Source organism: Viridibacillus arenosi (assembly GCF_001955655.1).
Taxonomy (GTDB): domain Bacteria; phylum Bacillota; class Bacilli; order Bacillales_A; family Planococcaceae; genus Viridibacillus; species Viridibacillus arenosi.
Genome location: NZ_MSPW01000003.1, coordinates 372,375 through 398,986 on the forward strand (window position 1 = coordinate 372,375; position 26,612 = coordinate 398,986).

At 34.4% G+C, this 26,612-nt stretch carries 23 protein-coding genes and 1 pseudogene; 10 read left to right on the forward strand and 14 right to left on the reverse strand.

Features of this window, described 5'->3' with window-relative positions:
- Positions 1-338: 338 nt before the first annotated feature.
- Entirely contained in the window at positions 339-1,955 is a 1,617-nt protein-coding gene (locus BK137_RS08415) for an extracellular solute-binding protein (protein WP_038181275.1), read from the reverse strand.
- A gap of 1,146 nt (positions 1,956-3,101) precedes the next feature.
- On the opposite strand from BK137_RS08415, the gene BK137_RS08420 reads away from it, so the two are divergent.
- From BK137_RS08420 to BK137_RS08435, 3 genes are all read left to right on the forward strand, one after another.
- A complete protein-coding gene (locus tag BK137_RS08420) occupies positions 3,102-3,962 on the forward strand; it encodes a metallophosphoesterase family protein (protein ID WP_051448610.1) in 861 nt (286 codons plus the stop codon).
- 152 nt (positions 3,963-4,114) lie between these two features.
- A complete protein-coding gene (locus tag BK137_RS08425; RefSeq protein ID WP_038181272.1) occupies positions 4,115-5,344 on the forward strand; it encodes an MFS transporter in 1,230 nt (409 codons plus the stop codon).
- 1,031 nt (positions 5,345-6,375) lie between these two features.
- A complete protein-coding gene (locus BK137_RS08435; protein WP_038181268.1) occupies positions 6,376-6,801 on the forward strand; it encodes a ferritin-like domain-containing protein in 426 nt (141 codons plus the stop codon).
- 93 nt (positions 6,802-6,894) lie between these two features.
- Here BK137_RS08435 and BK137_RS08440 read toward each other — a convergent pair whose 3' ends face one another.
- A complete protein-coding gene (locus BK137_RS08440; protein WP_038181265.1) occupies positions 6,895-7,509 on the reverse strand; it encodes a histidine phosphatase family protein in 615 nt (204 codons plus the stop codon).
- 322 nt (positions 7,510-7,831) lie between these two features.
- Between BK137_RS08440 and BK137_RS08445 the strand changes: the two genes are divergently transcribed.
- The gene (locus tag BK137_RS08445) at positions 7,832-8,365 is read left to right on the forward strand and encodes a GNAT family N-acetyltransferase (protein WP_038181263.1); all 534 of its coding nucleotides are present in this window, start codon (positions 7,832-7,834) and stop codon (positions 8,363-8,365) included.
- Between the two features lie 119 nt (positions 8,366-8,484).
- Here BK137_RS08445 and BK137_RS08450 read toward each other — a convergent pair whose 3' ends face one another.
- Entirely contained in the window at positions 8,485-9,315 is an 831-nt protein-coding gene (locus tag BK137_RS08450; RefSeq protein WP_051448609.1) for a hypothetical protein, read from the reverse strand.
- A 299-nt stretch (positions 9,316-9,614) separates the two neighbouring features.
- On the opposite strand from BK137_RS08450, the gene BK137_RS08455 reads away from it, so the two are divergent.
- Positions 9,615-10,568, forward strand: a complete 954-nt coding sequence (locus BK137_RS08455; RefSeq protein ID WP_038181254.1) for an alpha/beta hydrolase — start codon at positions 9,615-9,617, stop codon at positions 10,566-10,568.
- Positions 10,569-10,620: 52 nt separating this feature from the next.
- On the opposite strand, the gene BK137_RS22625 is transcribed toward BK137_RS08455, so the two are convergent.
- Positions 10,621-11,154 carry a DinB family protein gene (locus tag BK137_RS22625; RefSeq protein ID WP_244898243.1) on the reverse strand — a complete coding sequence of 178 codons (534 nt, stop codon included), beginning with the start codon at positions 11,152-11,154 and terminating at the stop codon, positions 10,621-10,623.
- Positions 11,134-11,601: pseudogene (locus BK137_RS22630) on the reverse strand (AraC family transcriptional regulator); the annotation flags it as partial. The gene BK137_RS22625 and the pseudogene BK137_RS22630, both read right to left, overlap by 21 nt.
- A 278-nt stretch (positions 11,602-11,879) precedes the next feature.
- On the opposite strand from BK137_RS22630, the gene BK137_RS08465 reads away from it, so the two are divergent.
- Both BK137_RS08465 and BK137_RS08470 read left to right on the forward strand, forming a co-directional pair.
- Entirely contained in the window at positions 11,880-13,268 is a 1,389-nt protein-coding gene (locus BK137_RS08465; protein WP_038181252.1) for a TldD/PmbA family protein, read from the forward strand.
- A 3-nt stretch (positions 13,269-13,271) separates the two neighbouring features.
- Positions 13,272-14,615: a TldD/PmbA family protein gene (locus BK137_RS08470; RefSeq protein ID WP_038181249.1), complete on the forward strand. Its 1,344-nt coding sequence runs from the start codon at positions 13,272-13,274 to the stop codon at positions 14,613-14,615.
- 80 nt (positions 14,616-14,695) lie between these two features.
- Here the strand turns inward: BK137_RS08470 and BK137_RS08475 are convergent, their stop codons facing one another.
- The 5 genes from BK137_RS08475 to BK137_RS08495 are packed head-to-tail and all read right to left on the reverse strand — an operon-like array spanning position 14,696 to position 18,042.
- Entirely contained in the window at positions 14,696-15,121 is a 426-nt protein-coding gene (locus tag BK137_RS08475; RefSeq protein WP_038181238.1) for an OsmC family protein, read from the reverse strand.
- 20 nt (positions 15,122-15,141) lie between these two features.
- Entirely contained in the window at positions 15,142-15,888 is a 747-nt protein-coding gene (locus BK137_RS08480; RefSeq protein ID WP_038181234.1) for an amino acid ABC transporter ATP-binding protein, read from the reverse strand.
- A gap of 12 nt (positions 15,889-15,900) precedes the next feature.
- Complete coding sequence (locus BK137_RS08485) at positions 15,901-16,542, reverse strand: amino acid ABC transporter permease (protein WP_038181230.1); 642 nt, start codon at positions 16,540-16,542, stop codon at positions 15,901-15,903.
- A gap of 9 nt (positions 16,543-16,551) precedes the next feature.
- Entirely contained in the window at positions 16,552-17,376 is an 825-nt protein-coding gene (locus BK137_RS08490) for a substrate-binding periplasmic protein (RefSeq protein WP_038181228.1), read from the reverse strand.
- Between the two features lie 18 nt (positions 17,377-17,394).
- Positions 17,395-18,042 (reverse strand): TetR/AcrR family transcriptional regulator, encoded by a 648-nt coding sequence (locus BK137_RS08495; protein WP_038181225.1) that lies wholly within the window; start codon positions 18,040-18,042, stop codon positions 17,395-17,397.
- A gap of 227 nt (positions 18,043-18,269) precedes the next feature.
- Here BK137_RS08495 and BK137_RS08500 point away from each other — a divergent pair, with 227 nt between their 5' ends.
- Both BK137_RS08500 and BK137_RS08505 read left to right on the forward strand, forming a co-directional pair.
- Positions 18,270-18,599, forward strand: coding sequence for a DUF3889 domain-containing protein (locus BK137_RS08500; protein ID WP_038181222.1), 330 nt, complete (start codon positions 18,270-18,272; stop codon positions 18,597-18,599).
- A gap of 241 nt (positions 18,600-18,840) precedes the next feature.
- A complete protein-coding gene (locus BK137_RS08505) occupies positions 18,841-18,999 on the forward strand; it encodes a DUF1540 domain-containing protein (protein WP_076034905.1) in 159 nt (52 codons plus the stop codon).
- Positions 19,000-19,223: 224 nt separating this feature from the next.
- Here the strand turns inward: BK137_RS08505 and BK137_RS08510 are convergent, their stop codons facing one another.
- A complete protein-coding gene (locus tag BK137_RS08510) occupies positions 19,224-19,424 on the reverse strand; it encodes a hypothetical protein (protein ID WP_051448608.1) in 201 nt (66 codons plus the stop codon).
- A gap of 374 nt (positions 19,425-19,798) precedes the next feature.
- Here BK137_RS08510 and BK137_RS08515 point away from each other — a divergent pair, with 374 nt between their 5' ends.
- Complete coding sequence (locus BK137_RS08515) at positions 19,799-20,425, forward strand: class I SAM-dependent methyltransferase (RefSeq protein WP_038181217.1); 627 nt, start codon at positions 19,799-19,801, stop codon at positions 20,423-20,425.
- A 154-nt stretch (positions 20,426-20,579) separates the two neighbouring features.
- Here the strand turns inward: BK137_RS08515 and BK137_RS08520 are convergent, their stop codons facing one another.
- The 3 genes from BK137_RS08520 to BK137_RS08530 form a co-directional block, all read right to left on the reverse strand.
- On the reverse strand, positions 20,580-23,744 hold the full coding sequence (locus BK137_RS08520) for a DEAD/DEAH box helicase (protein ID WP_038181215.1): 3,165 nt from the start codon (positions 23,742-23,744) through the stop codon (positions 20,580-20,582).
- A 290-nt stretch (positions 23,745-24,034) separates the two neighbouring features.
- Entirely contained in the window at positions 24,035-24,700 is a 666-nt protein-coding gene (locus BK137_RS08525) for a formylglycine-generating enzyme family protein (RefSeq protein ID WP_235175706.1), read from the reverse strand.
- Positions 24,701-25,136: 436 nt separating this feature from the next.
- Positions 25,137-26,348, reverse strand: coding sequence for a sensor histidine kinase (locus BK137_RS08530; RefSeq protein ID WP_038181211.1), 1,212 nt, complete (start codon positions 26,346-26,348; stop codon positions 25,137-25,139).
- Positions 26,349-26,612 lie beyond the last annotated feature (264 nt).

The window sequence follows — 26,612 nt, forward strand, 5'->3', positions numbered from 1 at the left end:
TTATTTAAAGATTCCTTTGCTATATAGTGTCACTCTTCTATTAAATTGGTTAATGTCAAATTTAAAACGCATCCTAGGATGCGTTTCAGATTGTCAACTTATTGCCTAATACTAGTATCCTACAGGAGGTGCTGCTCGTATTAATTGCATTGTTCGAATGGGTCTTACACTATAAATTTGTTGAACAAAATTGATAGGTGATGTATAAATAGTAGCAATACTATAATAGATTCGATGATTTTAGTCTAAGATATCCAATATAATTCCCCAAATTTAAAACCCCGTATTTCCATAGTAAAACGCATACAAAGGAGAACCTCTGTATGCGTTCTTTCATTTTACTTTTCTTTTTGCATACGATCGTATGCTTCTTGAGAAACCTCAAGATAAGTTTGTAATCCCATCTTATCAAGTGATTTCTTGTATTCATCCCATTTACCGAAATCTTGTTTACCCGTAATAAAACCGGCTGTCATTTCGTCTACATATGTTTGAACATCCGTAGTAATTGTACTAATCTTATCGTTTTCTTCCAATGTATAATTTAGCCCTGGAAGAATATCTTCATCTTTTATACGATATGGTCTCGCTTTCTCAGCATTAACTGCAGAGGCTTCTTTCCCTTCAGCACCTTGGAAATATTGCTTTCTTACGATTCCTGGATAATATCCACCTGGCCAGGTCAAGTATTCACTTACGGCCTGGTCTAAATTTTTTCCATCAGGATTGTTTGTAATACTATCTAAATACTTAACTGTCCCATCACCATTTTCTTCATATGTCACACCTTCGAAGCCCATAAAGAACATCTTATTGCCTTCTTCTCCATAAAAGTAATCCATCCAACGAACCATAGCTTCTGGATTTTTTGCTTTATCTGTTAAGACAAACATACCTAAGTTGCCAAGACCATTTGTCATTGCATTGTATGCACGCTCTCCTTTTGGCCCTTCAAGCACTGGCACACCAACATAACCATCTAGTTGAAGCAATGTTGCTGGGTCAATCTCACTTAGCATCCCATAGATCCCTTTAGACGATTCTGTAGAAAATTGCAAGGATTCAGTCGTGAATACATCTTTGTTAATTAAGCCTTCTGTATAAAGTTTGTTCAAGAATGTAAGTAATTCCTTGTACTCATCAGTAGCCGGTACAAATCGGAATTCTTTAGTACCCTCTTTAAAGTCGAGGTTTTTATTCATAGTCCCTTGTTTATTCAAACCATACGTTCCTCGTAAATAGTCAATGAATGGGGCAATACCGTCTCCTCCACCCCATCCTTGCTCATCTGCTTTTCCATTGCCATTCGGATCTTTTTCTTTAAATGCTTTTAATACTTTGTATAATTCATCAGGCGTTTCAGGTTCCTTTAACCCTACTTTGTCCAACCATTCTTGCATGATCCAAGGTGTCCCAATGTGTAAGGCTTCGAAATTCGGATCGTAAATCGCAGGGAAACCATAAATATTACCATCTGCCATAGTAATTCCTTTTCTCATCGACGGATATTCATCTAGTATTTTTTTAAAATTTGGCGCGTACTTATCGATATAGTCATTTAACGGTAAAAATACACCTTGTCGACCATATTTAATTAAATCCGTTTTTGGAAAAGCCGAAGCAAAATAAAATTCAGGATAATCCCCAGCTGCAAGCTTTAAGTTTCGCTTTTCAGACAATACCTCAGTAGAAACTGTTTCCCAGTTTACTTCAACGTTCGTCATTTTTTCATACTCTTCCCAAAGCATAAGTTTGCTCCAATCTTGTGAAGAAAAGCGCTTTGCAGCAAATCCATCAACCTCTATCTTTTCTTTCACAATTGGCATGCCCGTTTTATTTAAGTTACTTACATTATCACTTTTACCATCTGCTCCCTCATTACTTGAACAAGCTCCTAAAATACTAGTCGTTAGTAATAAACTTGTTACGATACCTGCAAAATACCCCTTCTTCAATACAATCTCCCCCTCATTTAGCTCTTTTATTTGTTCCCCTTTGAATTTTCCATTCGTAACACCTTAGAAAAGGTAACATTGTAAAACCAGGTGCAACGAATGGGTTTGCAAGTTCACCAAAACAGTAGTGCATTTTCTAGCACTTCTTCATTCTTGAGAAAAAATTTTCAAAAATTGCTATCATGATATCTGTTTGAACTTAAATATGTATGTGTCTAAGAAGTAAAAATGTTAGTATAATCTCTTTCACTAAAAAGAGAAAAATAACACTTAGCAAAATCAACATAAAGTATGTTTTGCTGTATCACCCGCAACATTGCAAACGTTTTCATTTAATGGATTATTGCACTCCTCACAACACTCATTTTCCACGTACCACTAACGGGTTGTAGGTACAAGTAAGAACAGCAAACACCCTAACCCTTAATAGTAATCTGAATATTATGACTACGGATAATATATAGTTAAATAAACCAAGTGTCAACATAATTTCCCAAATAACTAAATTAACATTTTATGCACCAGCAAAAGAATAACACTTCAGCTGGTATACCCTACAACCATATTACGAATAGCATTACAGCGTTAAATTATGTGTAACCTATACCTTTTGGTTCTTTCATAAATTACTTCAGAGAATGCTAAGAATCATATAGCGAGACATAATAGTAATTTTCATGTAGCAGTTTTAAATACTTATTATTAAAGATAATAAAGAAAGGGGCTTTATTGGATGTGGATCAGAAAACTATAGAAGTTAAAAACATATCCTACCTTTATTCTCCCTCAGCATTAAAATTGAATGGGTTGACACTACAACTTTTGGTGTTACTATTAAATTGAATATTCTAACTAATGAACTTTTGTCTTTTTGAAACTAAACAAACTGCGCATTTTAAATCAGTCTAACACTCCTGTCATTTATCATCCCTTCTTCAACCAGATTACTGATTCAACAGACTGCATTGTGAAAACGAAACTAGAAGATTTTGAAAGGATTTTTATTGAGTGGCTTTCTAAGTCTAAATCTATTTTTGAGTATTAGTTTCTAGTAATTAATACATATGAGAGCTATATTCATTGATTAGTGATGATGTCATTCATAGGAGCAAGATTGACAATTGATTATCAAGGAGGATACACACTATGAGTAGTAATAAACCTATATTTTCATTTTTTGTAATTAGTGATATTCAGCTTACTGAGCTTGATGTTGTGTCACAACAGAAACTTGCTTCTGCTTTACAGGATATTCATGAAGTAGATCCCCAATTGGAGGCATTAATTATTAATGGGGATCTAATAAATAATGGCGAAAGTAAGAGCTATGAAATATTCAAAAAAATAATGGATGAAAATCCTCATCCAGAAAAGACATATTATACAATTGGTAATCACGAATTCTTCAAAAATGATGGAAATAATCCTTCTATTCAACGTTTTTTGGATTTCAGTAACCTTCAAAACGTATATGGCGATGTAATGATAAACGAATATCCTTTTCTTTTTTTAGGAACGGAAAGTTGGGGACCTGTCGGTAGCCCGACAAAAGATTCAGCTGTTTTAAGCGAACAACAGTTATGCTGGTTAGAAGACAAGGTCAACGCTTTAAAACAGGATAACAAACCTGTTTTCGTATTCCTTCATCAACCGCTACCCTTTTCAACATACGAAACGGATATAGAATATTATCAAAATGGTGTTATCCAAGATAAAGAAGTAAGAAATCACTTATCAGAATTGAAACACGCTTTTCTTTTTGCGGGACATTCACATTGGGATCTTCGCAACCCGAATATGTTAGTAGAGCAAGGTACAACTTTCGTTAGTACAGGAGCAATTTACAATACTTGGGGACCTGATGGAGAAGGCGGAGACACAGTAGTAAACTCAGATGGAAGTCAAGGACTGTATGTGCAAGTATTCGACGATAGCATTCGAATAACGGGACGTGACTTTGCGAATAAGCAATGGATTCAAGAATTTGACCATAAAATATTGTTATAAGTTAACTCTTCCATCAATGGTGAGCAATCTCCAAGATGGATAGTTGGTCCAAACGGGTTTTCACATTCCAACCCCCACTTCTATGTGGAGGTTGGAATGTGAGGATCACTGCCCGTAAACTGTTTTAATAAGAAAGAAGGTTATTACATCAAATGATTGAAAATGTACCTTCGAAGAAGCCTGTTATTGTTATCGCACTCGTAATGGCTGTTTGTTTATTGGGCAACGAAATGCTTTTCATTGTCCTTCCATTGTATTGGAAATTCTTTGGGTTAACAGCATTATGGCAGGTTGGCCTACTTTTATCTGTTAATCGTTTCATCAGGATTGTCATTAATTCATTAATTGCCTGGTTCTATCGTAAAGTAAACACCCGAATGGGGATATTGTTAGCAGTCATATTAGCTGTAATCTCTACTTTTTCTTATGGATATTTAAAAGGCATATGGTTTCTTCTCATAGCGAGGTGTTTATGGGGATTCTCATGGTCTTTGTTTCGTTTAGGCGGATATTTAACCATCATTACATATAGTACCGAGAATACAAGAGGTGAATATGTAGGACTATTTAATGGTCTTTGGGGGTTAGGTACGCTAATTGGGATGCTGTTTGGAGGAATACTAGCTGAGCAAATTGGCATTCAGTCAGTTACAACAGTGTTCTCAATTATAGGCGCTTGTAGCATTCCTTTTGTTTTGAAATATATTCCAAAAACAAAAGATGAAGAGGAACCGATGAATCAGGAGAAGAAAAAGCAACAAAGTATATGGAAAAATGAACGTATCGTATTATCGTTGGCTACAGGAATAATTATTTACTTTGTCATATTTGGTGTATTTAATTCTACTTTAAGTAATTTAATCGGTATGCAAATTAAGGAAAATCTATTAGTCCTCGGGTTATCTTTAGGCGCAGCATCACTTGCAGGAATATTCCAAGCAATAAGAACTGGATGGGAACCTTTTTTAGCTCCGTTATTGGGAAAATGGTCAGATCAAAAATGGGAAAGAAGAAAAGTCTTAGTCTTTGCCTTATTGATGGCAACTGTTTGTTTTTTCATTTTACCTTTGAAATTTTCTACTATACTATTTATCTTTTTTATTTTTGTGTTCCAATTAGCTATAACACTTTTAGTTACAATGAGTGATTCAATCGCGACTGATGTGGCGACTGGAAAGTCACAAATGACTGTCCTCTCTCTTTACACATTATCTTCAGATATAGGAGCGGCATTTGGTGCATTAATAGCCTTTATCATGATGGATTTTCTAGGTATTAGTTGGCTTTATTGGATTACTGGCTCACTACTACTAATACTTGCTTTCAAATGGATGCGTACTAATAAAAAAGTGAACATCCGCGAAGATTTACTGGATGGATAGATTAATCAGAGTCAAATTTTAAGTGACCTATTCTCCCCTGTTTTATACAGACCAACAGAGGAGAATTTGTTTCAATTTTTTATGTACTCATTACCTTTATATGCAATTTAAATACAGTAATCATCTCAAATTGCTAACTTTTGAAAAGCCATCAAAACAATTTCGTAAAGTAACTTGCTTATTTATACTTCTCTTCTCATCGCTCCATGTCTAGATTTATCGACTTTATTTCCGCCTCCAAGATCCGTTGCATTTCATAAATACAATTAGATCCATCCCTCAATACATCCTTACCTACTTCTTGAAAGAAATATTATAAATTTTGTTTATCCACCATTCTTTAAGGTAATAATTAACTAACTATAGCCTTAATTAAAGGAGTGGGATTTTGAAGATTTTATTAGTCTTGTCTACCATAGTTTTACCTATTATTATGGTTTTTCTTCGGAATAAAAATAAGATGATCGTAATGCTTTTTAATATAATTGCAGTTGTTTCAACCATTATTTTTGGAAGTATCGCATCAACATCCATTTACCAAATCATCGTTGACAATGCTGTTTTTATGACTGCAATCCACAAGGTTTTTCTCAACCCTCTGTTCTTGATCAGTGGGGGGTACCTTGGCATATACATCATATATAGATTAATGATTCTTACATTGGATGAAAGATAAAATCTTCATCCTTTATCGTAACCTGATATGGCTTATGCTACATTTCTTATCTTAATCTAACTTCTTTCTATTCAAAACCCCGGCTTCATTACTCAACAAGGCTGTTCTCCCCTTTTCTACACTTCCTATATTATCCGTATATCACATTTACCACCTATTGGATTTGTAATATGGATGCATATTTTTTAAAAAACTACAGCAAGAAAAGACCGAAATTCTAAGATTTATATCTGCTAAGCTAGATAAGCTCACGATTTAGATAAAGAAACTTGTCTTCTTTGCGCTATTATACACACTTGGACTCGTAACATTCCCCTGTTACCTTACATAAAATATCCAACGAGGTGAATGGATATTGAATTATAATTCGTTACAACAACAATTACCGAACAAGTTAATAACTGATATTGCTAAAGCCATTGATGGGGAATTCACAGCTATTCGGTGTTATGAAGTATTGTCAAAACAGTCACCAAATAAAGAAATTCGAGACAGAATTTTGGAAATTAGAAGTGATGAAATGAGACATTTTCAAATTTTCTCACAAATATATTTTTCACTAACAGGGACACAGTACACTCCTAAAATGAATGTGAATTGTCCTACTAATTATCGAAGTGGCATTCTTCACGCCTTTAAAGATGAACAAGAAACTGTAGACTTTTATCATGAGGTTGCAAGAGAAGCTAATAATACATTTATACAGCAACAATTTATGCAAGCATCATTTGATGAACAAAATCACGCTGTTTGGTTTTTGTATTTTATGAACAATAGCTAATTGAAAAAGAGAGGCAATATTATTTGCCTCTCTTTTCTATTCATAAACAAAAAAACTGCCAAAAACTCGCAGCTCTTCATACTACTATTTGTTTTAACCATTATATTTTAAATTGTTTAGATGCTCTAGGCGATTTGAAAATACGATATGCCTTTGATTATCTTTAATGGTCCATTCGTGTAAGCTCGTGTCTCCACAATGAAAAATTACATTTGTATCAAATGGTAGCTTTAAAAATGATTGATATAGTTTGTTTATCATTCCCCCATGACTAACAATCGCAATGGTTGCATCATCAGGATTTTCAGAAATGATTTTAGATAGTATCTTTTCTGCTCTATATCTAAAATCTAAAATGGACTCTTGTTCATAAACAGCATCATGAGGTGCTAGATCTATAACTAAAGGATACCTTTCTTCCGCTTCTTCTCTTGACAACCCCGCTATTAGCCCATTATTCCATTCCATTAAATCTTCATCAAACTCGATTTCAATTTGCTGTTTATTGCCCAATAATAAGGCTGTTTGAGTCGCTCTTTTCAGAGTACTACTATAAATTTTATCTAATTTATAATGATTGTTTACCCATTCTGATAAAAGTATCACTTGTTGTTGTCCAACTTCTGTCAGTTCAAAATCTGCTCTTCCTTCATGTACGTTTAGAATATCTGCTTCTGATTCTCCATGTCGAATAATCAATAGTCTCATATTTATTCCTCCAATATAGTTGTTTAAAATATTAAATCGGATATAAAAGTTAGCTGTAATTCCCTTTTATCTTACACTTATTCATATATGAAAATACATACAATTATGGAGAAATCAATTATATGTATCCGATTAAGAAACAATTGTTTTTTTATATTACCAAAGGTTGAAGTTACCATTATTATTAATTTAAAGGATTTTAGAAATATTTGTTGAATAAGAACATGTTATTCATTAAAGCTTGATAAGGATTTGCATTAGCCTTATGGGAATATTTAGAATGTTAGAAGAAATTTAAATAAAGAATAAGGGGTGTAATAAGATGTTTCCTAAATTAGAGACAGAGAGATTACTATTAAAAGAAATAACAACGGATGATGCAGAAGATATTTTTGCTTATTTTTCTGATGACAATGTTACACGTTATTACGGACAAGATACTCTAAAAGATATAAAACAAGCAGAAAAATTCATCGACCTTTTTTCAAAAAACTATGCAGAAAAAAGAGGTATACGATGGGGTATTCAAAAAAAAGGATTCAAGGGCATAATTGGAACAATTGGCTTTCATGCTTGGTCGCCTAATCATAAACGAGCAGAAATAGGTTATGAAATTCACCCCGACCATTGGAGAAACGGGTATGCATTAGAAGCCTTATCTAAAATCCTTTCTTACGGTTTTGATGATATGAGTTTAACTCGTATAGGGGCTATTGTATTTGTTGATAATGTGGCCTCAAGTAAGTTACTTACTAAAGTTGGGTTTCAAAAAGAAGGCGTTCTTCGCGACTATATGTACCAAAATAATAAAGCTCATGATACATTCATTTACTCAATACTTAAAAACCAAAAATAAATAGTGTTATTTAAGTATTGACGATTTCATTAAATTATTGGGTCTCTAAATGCCATAAAAAAATAGAGTTGATTCTCCTCATGGTAGAGTCAGCTCTATTTTTTACTTCTTATAATGATTTATTTTTCGAAAGAAGTTGCAATTTCTAAAGCTTTCATAGGATCTTTTACTTGATCAATAGTATACACGACTTTTTCTTTTTGCCAAGTAATTCTGTTACCTGAGCGCTCTACGTCGAGGTGAACGAGTCCATTTGGTTTCGGGATTGGGAGTGTGTTAGTTTCTAAGAATTTTGTTGCTTCTTTCGCTAATTTTACCCCCTGCTCCCCTTTCGTTGTTAGCGAGCGAGTATTAAGTGCCCATCTTCCTTCATTCCAACTTGTAAATACTGAACCAGCTCCAGCATCCTGATACCCTGTAATGCCGTAACCCAGATCCACTTCTTGTCCTCCGAGCTTGCTATAATCTTCAAATGCAATTTGTTCACTCGATTTTGTCAAATTAGCGTACTTTTTAACGTTTAATCGAGCAATCACAGTTGCTTTTTGTTTATTTTTTAACGCCTTATTATTAATAGCTATCGGCTTATCACTTTCCATAAATACCACTTCATAATAATTAGCTGATGATTTAGTTGTTGCTGTTAAATGCTTTCCCTTAGATAAAGGTAATTTGCTTGGTAATATTTTAGATAAATCCGTTTTCAACTGTGTTTTGATTGCCTTCAATACTTCCTCTTCAGATAGAGCATTATTCGTTTTGACAACTTCATTTTCTGCAGTATCATTTTGTTCAATTTCACCATTATTGTTCTTATCCTTTACCTCTTGAACTTGAGTTTTACTTTCATTAGTCTCATCATTTGTTTTTACTTCTGCCTTATCATTAGAACAGGCAAATAGTAAATTGATAATAACAAGCAGAGATGACACTTTTCCTATTGCTTTCATTATTATCTTCCTCCCTTTAACGGATTAACTACTCTTTTATATGTTTTACCCTCAACTTCAACAACATAAACTTGTCGAGTTTTTGTCGTTTCCTATAGTATGAGAGATATTTTTATTTTAGCATTATTTAATAAATTTTTGTTGTATAGCTAGAATTGGCGTGTTAGTATGTCATTTCCTTATCCAAATGTTAAAGAACCGAATTACTTAAATATTAAAATAAAATGATTGATAGAATAAAGTATTGATATTTTTCATAGTAATCTATATCTCTCATTTATAGGAAGGGGCATTTTAATATGGCATTGAAACCAGAGGTAAAATTATTGCTAGAACAATTAGAACAATCAGGTACTTCACCAACTCACGAATTAAGTCCAGAAGAAGCACGAAACGGTATTGCTATAGAAGAATTAGCAGGTGAGCGTGTAGAGTTAGAGAGTGTTGTCAATCGAACTCTAGACACGAATGTTGGAGAAGTTCCTGTTCGAATATATACACCAATTAAAAGCGAAGAGGCTCTACCTGTCTTTGTTTATTACCATGGTGGGGGGTGGGTCATTGGCAACCTTGACTCAGTGGATAATCCTTGTCGCCAAATTGCTTCCGAGTCGCAATGTGTTGTCGTATCAGTTGACTACCGATTAGCTCCAGAAAATAAGTTTCCAGCAGCAATTGATGATAGCTATGCGGTAATCGAATGGTTAATAGATCATGCAAAAGAATTAAATATAGATGCTTCTAGAATTGCAGTTGGCGGTGATAGTGCTGGTGGCAATATCGCAGCTGTTGTATCATTGAAAGCACGAGATCTTGGTGTCAACAATATTATTCAACAAGTATTGGTATATCCTGTGACAGATTATAACTTAAAAACTACTTCTTATTTGGATTACGCAGATGGATACTTTTTAACAAAAGACACAATGCAATGGTTTTGGAATCATTATTTAAACAGTGACAGCGATGGAGAAAGTCCTTACGTCTCTCCTCTAAAAGCAACTAATTTAAAGGACTTACCACCTGCATTAGTTATAACCGCTGAATATGATCCTTTAAGAGATGAAGGTGAAGCCTATGCAAAAAAATTGCAAGAAGCAAACATTCCTGTACAACTAAAACGTTACGATGGTGTCATTCATGGTTTCTTCTGGATGGCTGGTCTGCTTGAAGAAGGTGTAGATGCTATTAAACTTGTATCAAGTACGCTTAGTAAAACATTTGAAATTACAACAAAAGATAGCCTAATATAAGCATTCTAAAAAAGCAGGAGTTAAGCTGTTAGCACAGCTTAACTCCTGTTTCTTATTTCACCTGAAAATCTTCAGAGTACTTACTATTAAAAAATGCAATTATTTGCTTTTTGTGATGGTTATCATGCCAAATAAAACTACTAATATAGCTATACATTGAAAAAGGCGCACCTGAATCTGGGTCAACTTCATCTCCATTGATTTTAAATTGCACATAAAATTCAGCGTCAGATTTGCCTTTTAATTCGGCGACTAGACGCTCTCTGCCTTCTACAAATTGATCTATTAAGCTCATACCAAATATACCTGATAAAGCATAGTTAGACGCCTGATTATTCAATTCTTGAAAGTCTATACTATTAATATCAGCATTCTGTTTCATATTTGGTAGTATTTCTTCTAGTACATATTTATCCCAATATGCTAAGTGCCCAATAATTTCTGCTACAGACCATTTATCTTTTGCAATAGGTTTGAAAAAATCATTCTCAGAATGCTTTTTCAAGCTAATTACCCAATCTTGTGCTTGCTCAAATTCTGTAATTAATTCATCTTTAGATAACTTTTTCTTAATAGGTACATACAAATCGACTTTGCATTTCCCCTCAGGATCATCTAAAGGGTTATTCATACTAAATTCCAAGCTAATCTTATCAACTGCAACATAGTCACTTTGAGGTATCCAATCTCCAAAAACGGCTTGATAAGCGTTTGCTAATTTATCAGGTGTATCATAGAACTGGTATAGAGCATACAGTCCCCCTGTTATTGTTTTAAAATGTATTTCCGAGTGCTCTTCTTTTACAAAATCCTTTGGTAATGTAATACAAGCATCGTGTCTACACAATTCCGGAGCTACAAATTCAGGATTATCAATAGACAATCCTATATAGTTTTGAGTGGGTGGAAACAATCCATTCCTCGCTGCCCACTCCCCTAGTCTTCCCCAATGATCACTAGGTTCAAAATAACTTCCAAAATGCCTAATATAAGCTACCTCATAGTCTGGAAGATTTTTAATCATGATTTTCATTTTCTAATAACCTCCAAAAATTCAACTTAACATTAACTTCTATATTTAATATAAATACCCTTTTTTGTTAAGATGTTTTTTCAAATTAACGTTATATTGTCGTCAATCTATGTCTATTATAATTCTTCTTATTACTAATAAATCTCTAGTATCTTGACTTTACTAACTATGGTGATCCATAATGCTATTGAAAATTAATTTTAATTATACAAAAAATTCAATAAATACGAACCAAATATTACATATTACGCTATAATTTAGTAAAGGGGGCAAGGTAAATGATCAAACAATCTATTATTGAAAACGTGCTTAATGCGGCTCTTTCTACGGGGGGTGACTTCTCTGAAATATTCATTGAAGATAAGTATGTAAATAACATTGCATTACAAAGTAACAAAATAGAAAAAAGTATATCTGGTCGTGATTTTGGAATAGGTATACGTATTTTTTCTGGTCTTCAAAGTATTTACACATATACGAATGATATATCTGAAGAAGGCTTGTTACTCGCAGCTAAGCGGGCTGCACTTGCTATAAAAGGCGGCGGAACAGGTACGATTCACCCGCTCCAAAAAGAGATATTTAACCCAATTCATCAAATCGCGCAAATGCCTCAAACTGTAGAACATGCAAGGAAAGCTTCTATTATGAGACAGGCAAATGAAATTGCTAGAAATTATGATGAACGCATTCGTCAAGTTGGTATACGCTATATGGACGAAGAACAAAACATCCTCATTGCCAACTCAGAAGGAAAGTTTGTGGAGGACACTCGTGTCCACAGTAGACTAGCCATTCAAGCAACTGCTTCAGAAGGCAATGAACTGCAAACTGGTTTCTACGGACCTGGTGCTCATGCCGGATTTGAATTTATGGAAAACCTAGATTTGACTCACTATGCAGGAGAAGCAGCACGTATAGCAGTAACAATGCTACATGCAGAAGAATGCCCTAGTGGGAAATTCCCAGTAATCATTGATAATGAATTTGGTGGCGTTATTTTCCATGAGGCTTGTGGACACGGACTAGAAGCCACAGCTGTCGCAAAAAACAATTCAGTGTTCGCAAATCGAGTTGGTGAAAGAGTTGCACCGGAAATCGTCACCTACATTGATGATGGCACCCTACCAAACGAATGGGGTTCACTTAATATTGATGATGAGGGTGAGAAAACAAGAAAAAATGTCTTAATTGAAAATGGTATTTTAAAAGGTTATTTAATTGATAAATTGAATGCACGTCGTATGAAAACTGAATCAACTGGCTCTTCACGCCGCCAGTCTTATCGCTTCAGTCCGACATCACGTATGACAAATACGTATATCGCTCCAGGTATATCAACACCAGAAGATATTATCGCTTCAACAGAGTATGGCATTTACGCAAAATATATGGGTGGAGGTCAAGTTAATCCAGCTACTGGTGACTACAACTTTGCAGTTGAAGAAGCATACATCGTCAAAGATGGAAAAATTACACACCCAGTACGGGGAGCAACACTTATAGGGAACGGAGCAAAAACATTACAGTTAGTTGATCGCGTTGGGAATAACCTTGCACACGGCGCAGGTATGTGTGGAGCGATGAGTGGCAGCCTCCCAGTTAATGTCGGCCAGCCTATGATTCGTGTCAGTGAAATTACTGTCGGTGGGACAAAGGGGGAATAAGTAATGAATATCACTGAATTCCAAGAAAAACTACTACAAAAAGCAATGGATGCCGGTTTCAAAGAAGCTGAAGTATTCTATGAAAAAGCTGAATCATTTCAATGTATGATTTTTGAAGGAGAAATTGATAGCTACGAAACATCTGTGGATGGTGGACTTAGTTTACGGGGTCTTTATAACGGTAAAATGGGTTATGCCTATACAGAAAAAACCGATGAGGATTCGATATCATTTTTAATAGACAATGCAAAAGCAAATGCAGACGTGCTTGATGAGGATGATGGAACTGATATTTTCGAAGGAAGTAATGAATATACAATCTATCAATCTTATAGTGAAGAGCTTGCGAATGTACAAATCTCTGAAAAGATAAAGTTAATAAAGTCTATTGAAGAGAAAATACGTGCATACGATCCGCGTATTGTAACACTCGACTATTGTGTACTTCATGATTTCTCAGGAGAACAATCATTAGCAAACAGTAAAGGTCTTTCATTAACAGAGAAAAAGAATGGACTTATCATATTCGTTTCAACAGTCGTTAAAGACGGCGAAGAAATGAAAACAGGTAGCTTCAGGAAAATGACTCGTGATTTCCAATCGCTCGATGCTGATGAAATTGCCAAAGAAGCTGCAGAAGAAGCATTATCTAATCTCGGTGAGAAATCCATTCCGTCTGGAAAATATCCTATAATAATGCGCCATAACGCGGCTGCTTCATTACTTTCAATATTTACGCCTATCTTCTCAGCAGAGAACGCGCAAAAAGATCAGTCACTTTTAAAAGGAAAAGTGGGAACACAAGTTGCATCAAATTTAGTGACAGTACTAAATGATCCATTCCACCCAGAGGCACTGTCTGGATCAAGTTTTGACGGAGAAGGTGTTGCTACAAAAAAACAAGCAATTATTTCAAATGGAACTCTTGAAACATTACTCCATAACAGGAAATCAGCAAAATTAGAAGGCTGCGAAACAACAGGAAATGCACATAAACCTTCTTACAAAAGCACGCTCTCTATCGCACCACAAAATATGTACATTGCAACAGGTGAAAGAACTTTAGATAACTTACTCGTATCAGTATCTGAAGGAATCCTTATTACAGACTTGTCTGGTCTTCATTCAGGCACGAATACAATTTCTGGAGATTTCTCCGTTGAGGCGACTGGTTTCCATATTAAAGAAGGTAAAATTGCTTCGCCAATTAAGCAAATGACCATTGCAGGTAACTTCTATGAATTGATGAAGGATATTGAGGAAACCTGTACAGACCTTTACTTCCTTCCAGACGGCTACGGTTCCCCTTCACTACTTGTTAAGGAACTTTCCGTTACAGTTGATTAATAAGCCAACCTAATATGTAGACAAAAAATCATTAAATACAAAAAAAGCTGCCTATATCCTAGGCAGCTCCTAAATAAATCTTATTCAGTTATCGCTACTTCCTCACCGTTCAACATTAAACGATAAGTAACTTCAGCTTTCAAAGAGGCAGAAACTGCACAATACTTCTCTTCTCCAAGCTTAATTGCACGTAAGACTTTTTTGGCATCTATATCGCCTTTTACATCAAATAATAAAGTTGCTGCTGTGAAAGCCGTTGGAAGTTCTTCACGTCGTTCACCATCTACTGTAATTTCGATAGAATCGATTTTATCTAAATGTGGTTTTAAAATCATTGTAACATCTATACCAATACAACCTGCTAAAGAACTAAGTAACATTTCAGTTGGTGTAGGGGCTTTACCTTCGCCTCCATAATTAGCAGTTGCATCCATTACCATTGGGTATCCTGTTGGCCCTACTGCTTCAAAGGCACGTCCACCTTGCCATTTTGCTTTTATTTGCATATTAATCAACCTTTCTTCTATTAAAATTCATTTACTTTTGCTAAAAATTTCTGAGCACGTTCTGTCGATGGTTGGGTAAAGAATACTTTTGGTTCTGCATCTTCGACAATTTGTCCATCTGCCATAAATAATATACGGTCTGCCACATCTCTAGCGAATTTCATTTCGTGTGTAACAATCACCATCGTCATACCCTCTTCAGCAAGTTCTTTCATTACTTGTAAAACCTCACCGACTAGTTCTGGATCCAGTGCAGATGTTGGTTCATCGAATAGCATGATTTTTGGTTCCATTGCAAGTGCTCTAGCAATGGCTACACGCTGTTGCTGACCTCCTGATAATCTTGAAGGATAAGCATCTTCTTTCTCTTGTAAGCCAACACGCTTTAATAATGCAGAAGCCATTTTTTCGGCTTGTTCTTTTGATTGTTTTTTCACGACTAGTAAAGCTTCCATAACATTTTCAATAACCGTTTTATGCGGATACAGATTGAACTGTTGAAATACCATTCCTGTATCTTGTCTAATGGAGTGAATTGTTTTTTGGCGAACCTTTTTCGAGTCTGTTGCTTGCAATAAATGATTATTAACAGTAACACTACCACCAGTGATAGTTTCGAGTCCGTTTAAGCAACGCAAAAACGTACTTTTCCCTGAACCACTTGGTCCAATAACAGCAACAACTTGATGGGCAGGAATCGTCAATGAAATGTGCTTTAAGACTTCATTTTGATCGAAGCTCTTTGACAAGTCTTTTATTTGTAACATTACGTTCCCCCCTTAATAGACCGATAATCTTTTTTCGATTTTATTTAATATAAATGTAAAGACTGTACTCATAATCCAGTACATCAATCCAATTGCTAAATAGAACGGCATATATACATAATACTGTGCTACTAGTAGCTGAGCAGAACGCATAAGTTCCGTTACCGCAATGACTGAAACTAAAGATGTTTCTTTTAACATACCAACAAATGTGTTACCAAGTGGTGGAATGGCATAGCGAATCGCTTGTGGAATAACTACACGACGCATGGCCTGTGCTTCAGTCATCCCTGTTGCTAGCGCCGCTTCTGTTTGGCCAGTTGGTACAGATTGAATTGCACCACGGAATGCTTCAGAAACATAGGCACCAATATTAATACTTAAAGCAATATAAGCAGCTGTTAAAGAATCTAATTCAACCCCATAATCTACAAGCCCATAATAGACGATGACTATTTGAACAAGTGGTGGTGTTCCTCGAATAATCGATACGTAAACTCTCGCAATTCCGCGGAAGAAACGATTGCCCTTAATGCGAGCAATCGCCGTTATTAAACCGATTATTAAGCCAAAGAACATTGATACCACTGTAATTAATAGTGTATAATAAGCACCTTTTAGTAAAAAAGGAAGATTATCAATAACTATATCCATCTAAACTTCCTACTTTCCTAAATCTGCTTTTGGTTCTTCATCAAACCATTTTACGAAGATTTCTTTATATGTTCCATCTTTTTTCATATCAGCCAATGCCTTATTCATCGCTTCAACTAATTCTTTATTACCTTTTTTCACTGCAACTGCTGCTTGATCAGATTTGATTGGCTCACCGACAGCTTTCACTTTAAAACCATTCTTTTCAATGATTGGTTTTAATGCATATACATTATTAATTGTTGCGTCTACACGGCCTGCTTCTAAATCTTTTAACGTTGTGATGACATCATCATATGTGTTAATTTTGAAGTCTCCGACTTTTGGCATTAATTCATTTCGTAAAAATGCTTCGTCATTCGTACCGAGACCAACACCGATTTTTTTACCTTTGAAATCTTCTACTGCCTTAATAGAAGTATTATCCTCTTTCACAATAACTTTCACATCATTTGTAATATATGGTGCAGTAAAATCAACTTGTTTTTCACGATCTGGTGTAATCGTTACTTGACTTAGTAAAGCATCGAATTTTCCTTTTTGTAATCCTGGTATTAATCCCGAAAAATCTTGTGCTACAAATTTTGCTTTTACATCTAAGCGTTTTGCCAATTCTTTTGCAATATCGACATCAAAACCATCATATTCTTTATCTGAATTCATGAAATTATAAGGTGCATACGTTCCCATAATCCCTACTGTCATTTCACCTTTTTCTTGAATTGCGCTTAATGTATTGTTATTACTTTCTTTTTTTGTCTCACTATTGCCACATGCACCTAAAATAAGTGCCGCTGTTGCAGCTAAAGCGAAGAAAATTTTACCTTTTTTCATTATGTTTTCCTCCTTTGATTACATACCAAACAGTCCAAAAAATTCAAATTGAACGGTCTTTTCAACAAGCTGCTCTAACTCTAATTGTTGCCATTCCTCATTTTCAGATTGAAATAACCATCTTGACAATACGCCTTCCAACAAGCTCATAACAAAAACTGAATGTAATACGGGATCTACTGGACGTGGTAACATTTTCAAGGCAGAAGCTCTTCGAATATTATTTGCAAAAGCTTCTTGCATCTCTTTTTTTATCAACTCCACTTGCTGTTGCAAAATCGGTTGAGAATGGATTCCTTTAAGTAGGATTCCCATAAAATATCGATTTTTCCCCGCAAAGTGAAAAAGTTGTTCAAAAAGATTTCTTGATGATATGTATGCATCTTGAACAGAAGCTTTTTCTACTCTATACCCCATTGATATTGTATGTAAAATTGCTAACCGTCCATCGTTCAACATTTCACTAGCAATCATTTCCTTACTTTTGAAATACCAATAAAATGTTCCCTGGGATACATTAGCTTTTGCAACAATGTCAGAAATCTTTGTGTTATCGTAGCCTTGTGTTGCGAACATTTCTAAAGCAATCGAAAGTAGCTGTTGTTTACGTTCTTGTTTGCGTTTATCTTGTGTTTGAATGTTAGTCAACTCCCTCGACTGATCCATCAGTCAATTAAATCCTATAAGATTACTAAGTTTTAGTCAACTATTATTACTTAAATTATCTAGTTTTTTTATATTTTTTATTTCCCTCTAAGTATTACTTTCATTTCCCTCATAGTTTGTCCATTTATTTGTTGTCTAAAGCTAAAAAGTTTTTCAAAAAATAATACTAAATACAGAATGCTTTTAAGCAAATTACTCATTCTATAATAAAGGAGATGAGTTCAAATATGCGTAAAACGTTTATTGCACTTGGAATTTTTATTATTGCTAATTCAACACCAATACATACACTAAATAGCGCTCATGCGCAACAAGATGTTCCAACATACGTTAAGTGGGGAAAGCTCGCTTTAATAGAGACTCATTCAAAATATCCCAATGCAAAAATAATTGACTACCTTCATCAAGGTAGAGAATCGAAAAAAGATACAACAATTGAAAAGTTTAAGTTATGGTTAAAAGAGGGAAACAGAGAGTTCGGTGTTTTTGTAAAAATTGAGTTTACTACCGATACAGAAAAAGTAGTTAAAATTGAACTTCAAGAAACTTCTAAATAAGCCATCACAGTAGAGTCAAATACGCTTTATAGTTCTTCTTTCTTATAGAAAATTGTTAGATCATTCTTTAGTTTCGTTTTTAAATACATTTTGTTCTATTCTAGTTTTTGGAAGTTCAAGGCTTAAGGAGTTAGCATCTCTAACCACCGTAATACAGAAATTGTTTTTGCTTCCCTTTCCTGAATCAAGTATTAATCACTTCATTTTTGTTAAAGATAAACGAAAGAGGAGGTGTGATACTATGGCTCAACAGATTCTTTGCGAAGTGAATAACTGTACGTATTGGGGCTCTGGAAATAAATGTACTGCTGAAGCAATTTATGTAGTAAGTCAAAAGGGTAACCAAGCATCTAATAGTGAAGAAACGGATTGTAAAACATTCGATCCGGAGAAAAACTAATTTTCTTAGGGGACTGACTAATAAGTACCTAAAATAAAGGTTCTAAAGAAAAACATACTGTTTTTCTTTAGAACCTTTTACGTTTTCCTCTCAACAAATCCATATTTTTCTTTTAAAAGTTTATTAATTAGCAAAAGAAAAGCTATTTTTTATAAAAAAATTTAAAGGAATAGGGCTTCTCCCAAAATTCGATAATCATCGAATTTTTAGGAGTAGCCCCCTTCTTATTTTTGATATTTATAAGCATTAACATTTTCATTTTTAAATAATAGATAGTGAGCATTTTTCACTTTTTCTTCTATATAGTCCAACGAATAATTCCCTAAAGGATCTGTTAAGTCACCGATTGCTCGAGATAGATTGTCAATCACAGGACTCAAGGTATCAAACTGTTTCTCCTCTTTATTAGTATTTATCTCATCCATGATTTCATAGGCAAGATGCTGTATCTTCCGTAATCGTATTTTTTTTGTATGAATAATATACTCCTCCTCAATACACCAACTTATTTTGTTTCAATATATGGCAAACAATTGCATTTAATGAGTTGATACTAATAATAAATTCATTGCTTCTTTTCTTACATATATATTAATCAATTAAAACTTATACTAAAATATGGTATTAATATATTCAGAATTATGTTAATATTGTTTTAACTAAGAAGGGTGGGGTTTATGATGAAAAACATTACTATTATTCAATATCATAAGAACTTAGGAGAACTGATGGGCGACTAATCAAGCATTAACTTTTATAGGCATGCTTGAATGCTCGTTCACATTTTAGGAGGAGCTTCATGCTAAATAAACAAGGATTTGATTTGTGGGCAAATGATTACGATAAAACTGTACAAGTAAGCGAAGATAATAATTTATATCCATTTGCAGGATATAAAAATATATTAAGTGCTATATTTAATGAAATCATGCAGGTAAATCAAGCAAAAGTGTTAGATATAGGGTTCGGGACAGGTGTTTTAACAAATAAACTATATGAAAATGATCATCACATAGATGGATTAGACTTTTCTGCAAAGATGATTGAAATTGCACAATCTAAAATGCCGATGGCGAATCTGATGGAGTGGGATATTTCAAATGGTTTACCTGAGCAGTTACAAGGTAATAAATATGACTTTATTGTCAGCACGTATACATTACACCATCTATCAGATGATGAAAAAATGGCTTTTATTAAGAGCTTACTATCTTTGCTCTCTGAGAATGGCAAAATATTAATTGGCGATATTGCTTTTCAAACACGTGAAAATCTTGAAAATTGCAGAAAAGATAGCATTGGCTATTGGGATGATGATGAATTTTATTTTGTTTATGAAGAACTAAATTCTTCATTACTAGGTGTTGCTAATTGTGAATTTCAAGCTATTTCTCACTGTGGAGGTTTATACGTAATTTCAAAGTAAATGATAATGTAATGGACGTTGCGATGCTTATCCATTCTACTATCATTGTGAATATGACTAAAGAGTATATTTACGTAATCTAAATAACACAAACAAATCCTCCAATTCGCTCAGAATTTGGAGGATTTGTTTTCTATAATTCTTAGAGATTCATCTATTCAATCATCAAAATTTCCCGAATATCTTGTTCTGTCATAGAAGTCAAGGAATCTTCGCCCGACTGAATTACTTCGTCAATGAGATGCATCTTTTTCTGCTGAAGCTCATATATTTTCTCTTCTATCGTTCCTTTAGCCACCAAACGAATTACATGTACTTCATTTGTTTGACCCATACGATGTGCTCGGTCTGCAGCCTGTTGCTCGACTGCAGGATTCCACCAAAGATCATAAAGTATTACCGTATCTGCACCTGTCAAATTTAAACCAGTGCCCCCAGCTTTTAAGGAAATAAGAAATATATTCCCTTCTCCATTATTAAACCGCTCACATAATTCTACGCGATCTTCCGGAGGAGTTTGTCCATCTAAGTAAAAATAGGGTATACCCTGGTAGGCTAAATAGTGTCTGATAATACTATGCATTTGAGTAAACTGTGAAAAGATCAGTACTCGTCTACCTGAAATACGGCATTCTTCAATAATTCCCTTCAATTGTTCAAACTTTGCCGATCCTCCTGCATATTCATCAACAAATAATCCAGGGTGGCAACAGATTTGACGGAGTCTTGTCAGACCAGATAAAAATTTTATACGATTTTTTTGAAAACTGCCATTTCTTAAATGTTTCAAAGCTTCATTTTTCAACTCAGCTAAATAAGCTGCATATAATGTTTTCTGCTCTTCTTGTAACTCCGAGAATTGCATAGTTTCAATTTTATTTGGCAACTCTTTCAAAACCTCTTTTTTCAAACGTCTTAATATAAATGGACGTACTCTTTTTGCTACATTTTCTCTACTTAATTCGCTAAAGGCTCTTCGATTTGGCAACAACTCTGGGAAGACGACATGAAATATTGACCACAGTTCATCCAAAGAGTTCTCTATTGGCGTTCCCGTTAGTGCAAATCGATAGTCTGCCTGAATCATTTTCACCGATTTAGCAGTCTTGGTAACTGGATTTTTAAAGGTTTGCGCCTCATCCAAGAATAATGTATGAAATTTCTCTTTGCGGTAAAGTGATACATCCATTCGTAATGAAGGATACGAAGTGATGATTACATCGGCACCAATAGACTTATTCCACAAGGAAACTCTGGTCGCTTTGTTGCCATCAATGATTTGTACTTTTATATGAGGCGTAAACTTTTCCAACTCATTTTTCCAATTATAGATGAGAGACGAAGGTGCGATGATTAATATGGGCAATTCTCGCTCTCGAACATCCGGTAGCACTGATTCGATGTAAGCAATGCTTTGTAGTGTCTTTCCAAGCCCCATATCGTCCGCAAGAATGCCACCGAATTTATATTTGGCTAGCATTTTGAACCAACTGAAACCCACTTTTTGGTAATCTCGAAGTACTGTAGTTAAAGTACTAGGTACTGTATTTTCGACCTTTTCTGGATCCTTTAAGTTTTTCATAAGCTTGGTGAAATTTTCACCCGGATTGACTAAATCACCTTGATCAATAGAATCTATTAATTGCATTCCTTTAATTAATGGGATTCTGATTTCTTCTCCAATGATATCTCTAGCAGACAGTTCCAAATCACTTACAACTTGGTAGAGTGCTAAAAATTCAGGTGTTTCCAATGATACTAACGTGCCATTTGGTATTCGGTAATACTTTCGTTTTTCCTCCAATGAAGTGAGTATCTCTTGAATTTCTGATTCTGAAATGCCCTTGATGTCGAATTGGAATGCAATCCAATCTGTTCGTTCACCTACTTCGACTTTTATCTTTGGTCCCGTATACCCTTTATGAATCCGCATTTTCACTGAAGTTGTAGCATAAATTTGAACTGATTTTTCTAATTCAGCGATGTTATGATGCAAAAATTGATACTCTGCTTCTTCATCATATAAGTAAAATCCACCTGACGTTTGAGTAAAGGAGCTTTCAAGTAGTAGCTTGATAATTTGTTCTTCTTTTGTTCGCTGTCGCTTAACCCCTGGAAAATGTGGAAAGGGTTGCTCTGCTTCTTCACAAGGATTTATAACGACTTGATCATAATGGAACTCCAAACCTGCAAGCAATCTATGCCTTACACGGTCCAGAAATAACTTGGCTCGAAGTGGTGTTTCCCCCATTCTTTTTGAAACGGATTCTGCAATATTTACCTGTCCTAGTTTCATCAAGCCAGGTATGACATTCCTCATAAAATGATCGATTTGATTTTCTGAAATAACGAGCTGGTGTTTTCCCGACTCATTCAACATTCCTTTTAATTCTGCTAATCGATGACAATCTTCCTGAAGAAGTTTGAACAATACGCCTTCTGAAAAAGCATAGCCATAAGCTTTTAAAACGTTTATCTCTTCAAGACCTTTAACATTCAAGCGGTAGTCAACTGTATTAGCTTCATCAAATTCAAAACTTAAAGGAAGATCTTGTCCAATTTGTACCCCTTTATAAATTTTATTCCCTTGCATGAATCGTACTCCCGGGGCAGCAGTTAATAAAGGAAGCAACTGCTCCCAATCAGTCGCAGAAATTAAAACCAAATCATCTTGTATGTCACTATTACTTTTTACACGTTGACTTCTTATCAAAAATTGAAGGACATCATCGGATTCTCTTGGAAAGCTGTGGAGCTCAGGTACATAAACCAATCCCTGTGCATATTCAAACGGTTCTCTTAACTCTAAGTCATGAAGAAACTGGGTTACTTTCGAGATGTTATGTAATACATTAGAACCTACCCTTATCTCAATTCCAAACACATATTCCATATTAGGAAGTAAAACTGGTAAGCAAGTAAATTCAACATTAAGTGACTGTCTATTGTCAAAATGTAATCCCTGGCCACTTTGCTGCTTCAATTTATTTTCAAATAAGCCCAGCATTCTGGTAGTCAATGCATTTTCAATTTGCTGCTTCTCTTCAATAGCAAGTAGGACAGCTGCAATATGCTGACAGTACGTTTTCACAAACCCTACTGGTGGACAACTACACTGAGCTACAATTTCTCCATCGGCATCTACATTCACTGTGACGTCAAAATCAGCTCCAGCTTTTACACTAGCTTCGATTATCGAATCATCTTGTTGATAGGTATGAAGATTTACTTTTCCAGCTTGATAATAAGATTTACCCTTTTTAAAAGCGACTTCTCCACATAAAAACTTTATCTTTTTTTCATTCATTGAAAAATCCATCTTTCGGTCCTTTCTAGACTTTCTTTAATACATTACTCACATTCATGTTTAATAACTTATTATTCATTTTCTCATACAAATCATCTGGAGCAAAACATGTTTACTTATCATACATATACGGATATAACTATTAGTAGGATTTTAATGAAATTCGATTAACAATTCCTACTCCCTTTAAGTTAATTAATAGCTTTATTAAATCTTTATGTTGTTTTGGGGTCAAAAAAAACCGCCAACAAAGTGACAGTTAGTTGTGATGTAAACCTAGAAAGTTGGCTTATTTGTAGAAGTTACAAAGACTTAGCAAGTCTGAATCCAAGGTCGTCTATGAAAAACGAAGGATGGCTACGACGTCGACATGTTGCTCCACATCCCCTTGCCTCTTCAGCCCAGCTACCTCCTCGGAAAATTCGGTAGGAGCCGTACACTTGTTCATCGTATAAATCAAAGCACCACTCCCAAACATTCCCTAACATATCATATAGTCCCCATGCATTCGGTTCCTTTCTTCCTACTTCATGGATTTTTCCTCCTGAATTTTCGTTATACCAGGCAATCTTATCAAGCTCTCCGTATCTATAACCCTTAGTCCCTGCCTTACATGCATATTGCCATTCTGCTTCTGAAGGAAGTCGAAAGCCATTTGATCCCCAATTACAAATAATGTTTTCTCCATCATTACTTTTAGAATAGCACTCTTTCAGTCCAACTTTTTGTGAAAGTAGATTACAAAAAGAAATTGCATCATACCAAGAAATATTCACAACCGGTTTTAGATTCCTGTCAAAGGAAATAGGCGATTTATTTGTAATAGCATTGTAAAGGTTCATAGTTACAGGGTAACTTGCAAAAAGATACGGACTTAGTTCAACATTCCATTTGCTTTTTAATCTATCGTCTCTTAATTCTATTTCTCCTCCGGGAATTTTCACCATTGGAAAGTCAATGGAATCCATTATTCTATTTGACACTTTACCTACCTCCTAATTATCTTGATATGTTAGAAATCATGGTAATTTTTTGAAAATGTTTGTCAGTTGGTTCAACTAAGAATACGTTAACCCTGTAATATCAAGTTGTTCTCATTTAATGAAAACATGCAAAATGTTCTCGTATCTCTACTATCTAATTAGAGGGACCACAACAAATAATGCTGCAAATTTCTTTGGAGTTACTCCATTAAAGTAGCCTTCCTATTTCAGACGATTACTAAGTCATAGAAATAAAGAGAAAATGACCTACCCACGGGGCAAGTCATTTGCTTAGAGTACTGACAAGTCTATTTCATGATTAAATTGAGTAAAGGTTATTGTTGAGAATTCCATAAAATAATAATCAAAATATTTCAAGTTTCCTCATTTTATGTAATCCAATGCAATCTTATTTAACAGTCTAATTTTTCGATGGGAAGCGAATAGTTACAGTAGTTCCTTCATTTATTGAACTTTGGAATTCAATTGTTCCATTATATTTTGCTGCTATATTATAGCAAATCATCATACCTAAACCAGTCCCTTTACTTTTTAGAGAGTAAAAAGGTGTACCAAGACATTCTATTTCCGTTTCAGACATTCCATGCCCATGATCTATTACTTGAATCTCTACAAAATCTTGCTTCATTCCACCAGTTACAATAACAGACTCACCAATTTCAGAAGCCTCTATTGCATTTTTTATAATATTGATCAGTAATTGTTTTAACTCTATTTTGTTAGCTGCTATGTAACAATCTTCTTTTACTTCTAATTCGATATTATTATTATTTAATAGCCCATAAGAATTTAGTAAGTCTGTTACGCTTTGAAGAACAACTTTTAAATTCACTGATTCAATATCTTGTTTTTTATCTGGCTTTGCGATAGACAAAAATTGAGAAACCACACTTTCAGCTGTATTTAATTCATCAATCATTAAAGAAAATTTGCTTTTTACATCATCATTAAATTGAGGATCTTGTTCAAAAAACTGCAAAAAACCTTTAACAACCGTGACCGGATTTCTAATTTCATGCGCAACAGCAGCTGCTAATTGACCTGCTGTTTTCAAACGCTCTGCTTGTTTTATTTGTTCATAATATAATTCTTGTTTTTTCACACGTAGATTTGTTAGATAGAAGATAAAGTATATGAGAGCTTGACTACCTACATAGTTAAAGATATTACCTACTAAGTCTTGTTTAATATAAATATATTGATTACCGTGATCAACAAACCCAATAAAACCGAAAGTAATTAATACTAATATAGAGTTAATAATTAAAGAAAAATAAAAGAGTTTTGAATCAAAAAACATAATCGCAACTGCGGGTATAAAACAAAGGAAAATAAAATTAGACCAAGTCTCTGGATATAAAAAGAAAATGTTATAAAAATAGATGAACGCTTCAATAATAATGATTGTTCTAAAACGATGCGTTCCATACTTTGGATAGAGCAGTAAGCTTACGGAAATAATCACAACAATAGAAAGGTGGACAATAAAACCAACACCTAACTCTCCAATAAGGGGGTTCTTAATCAACAATCCCATGGTCATAATCGTTATTACTATTAATATTGTAAAATAATATAATTTCTGATTATTACTTATATAATTCTTAAACATACAAACTCCTTTTATTAATATTTCAACTTTTCTAGTAGGACGTAAAATGTCTAATCTAAACGAACACATAGAAAAAAGAAGCCTTTTTCTATGTGAAATGCATTCACCACAACAAATCACAGAAAAAATCTTCCACTTGATTAAGTTTACACCAGTTATTGTCCAAGCTCTAGTAAAAAATGAAGATATTAGGGAGTTTTTTAGTACTTAACACACGTCAAACATAATAATAAATTGAACATGCTTTCTAACAAAAATACGATA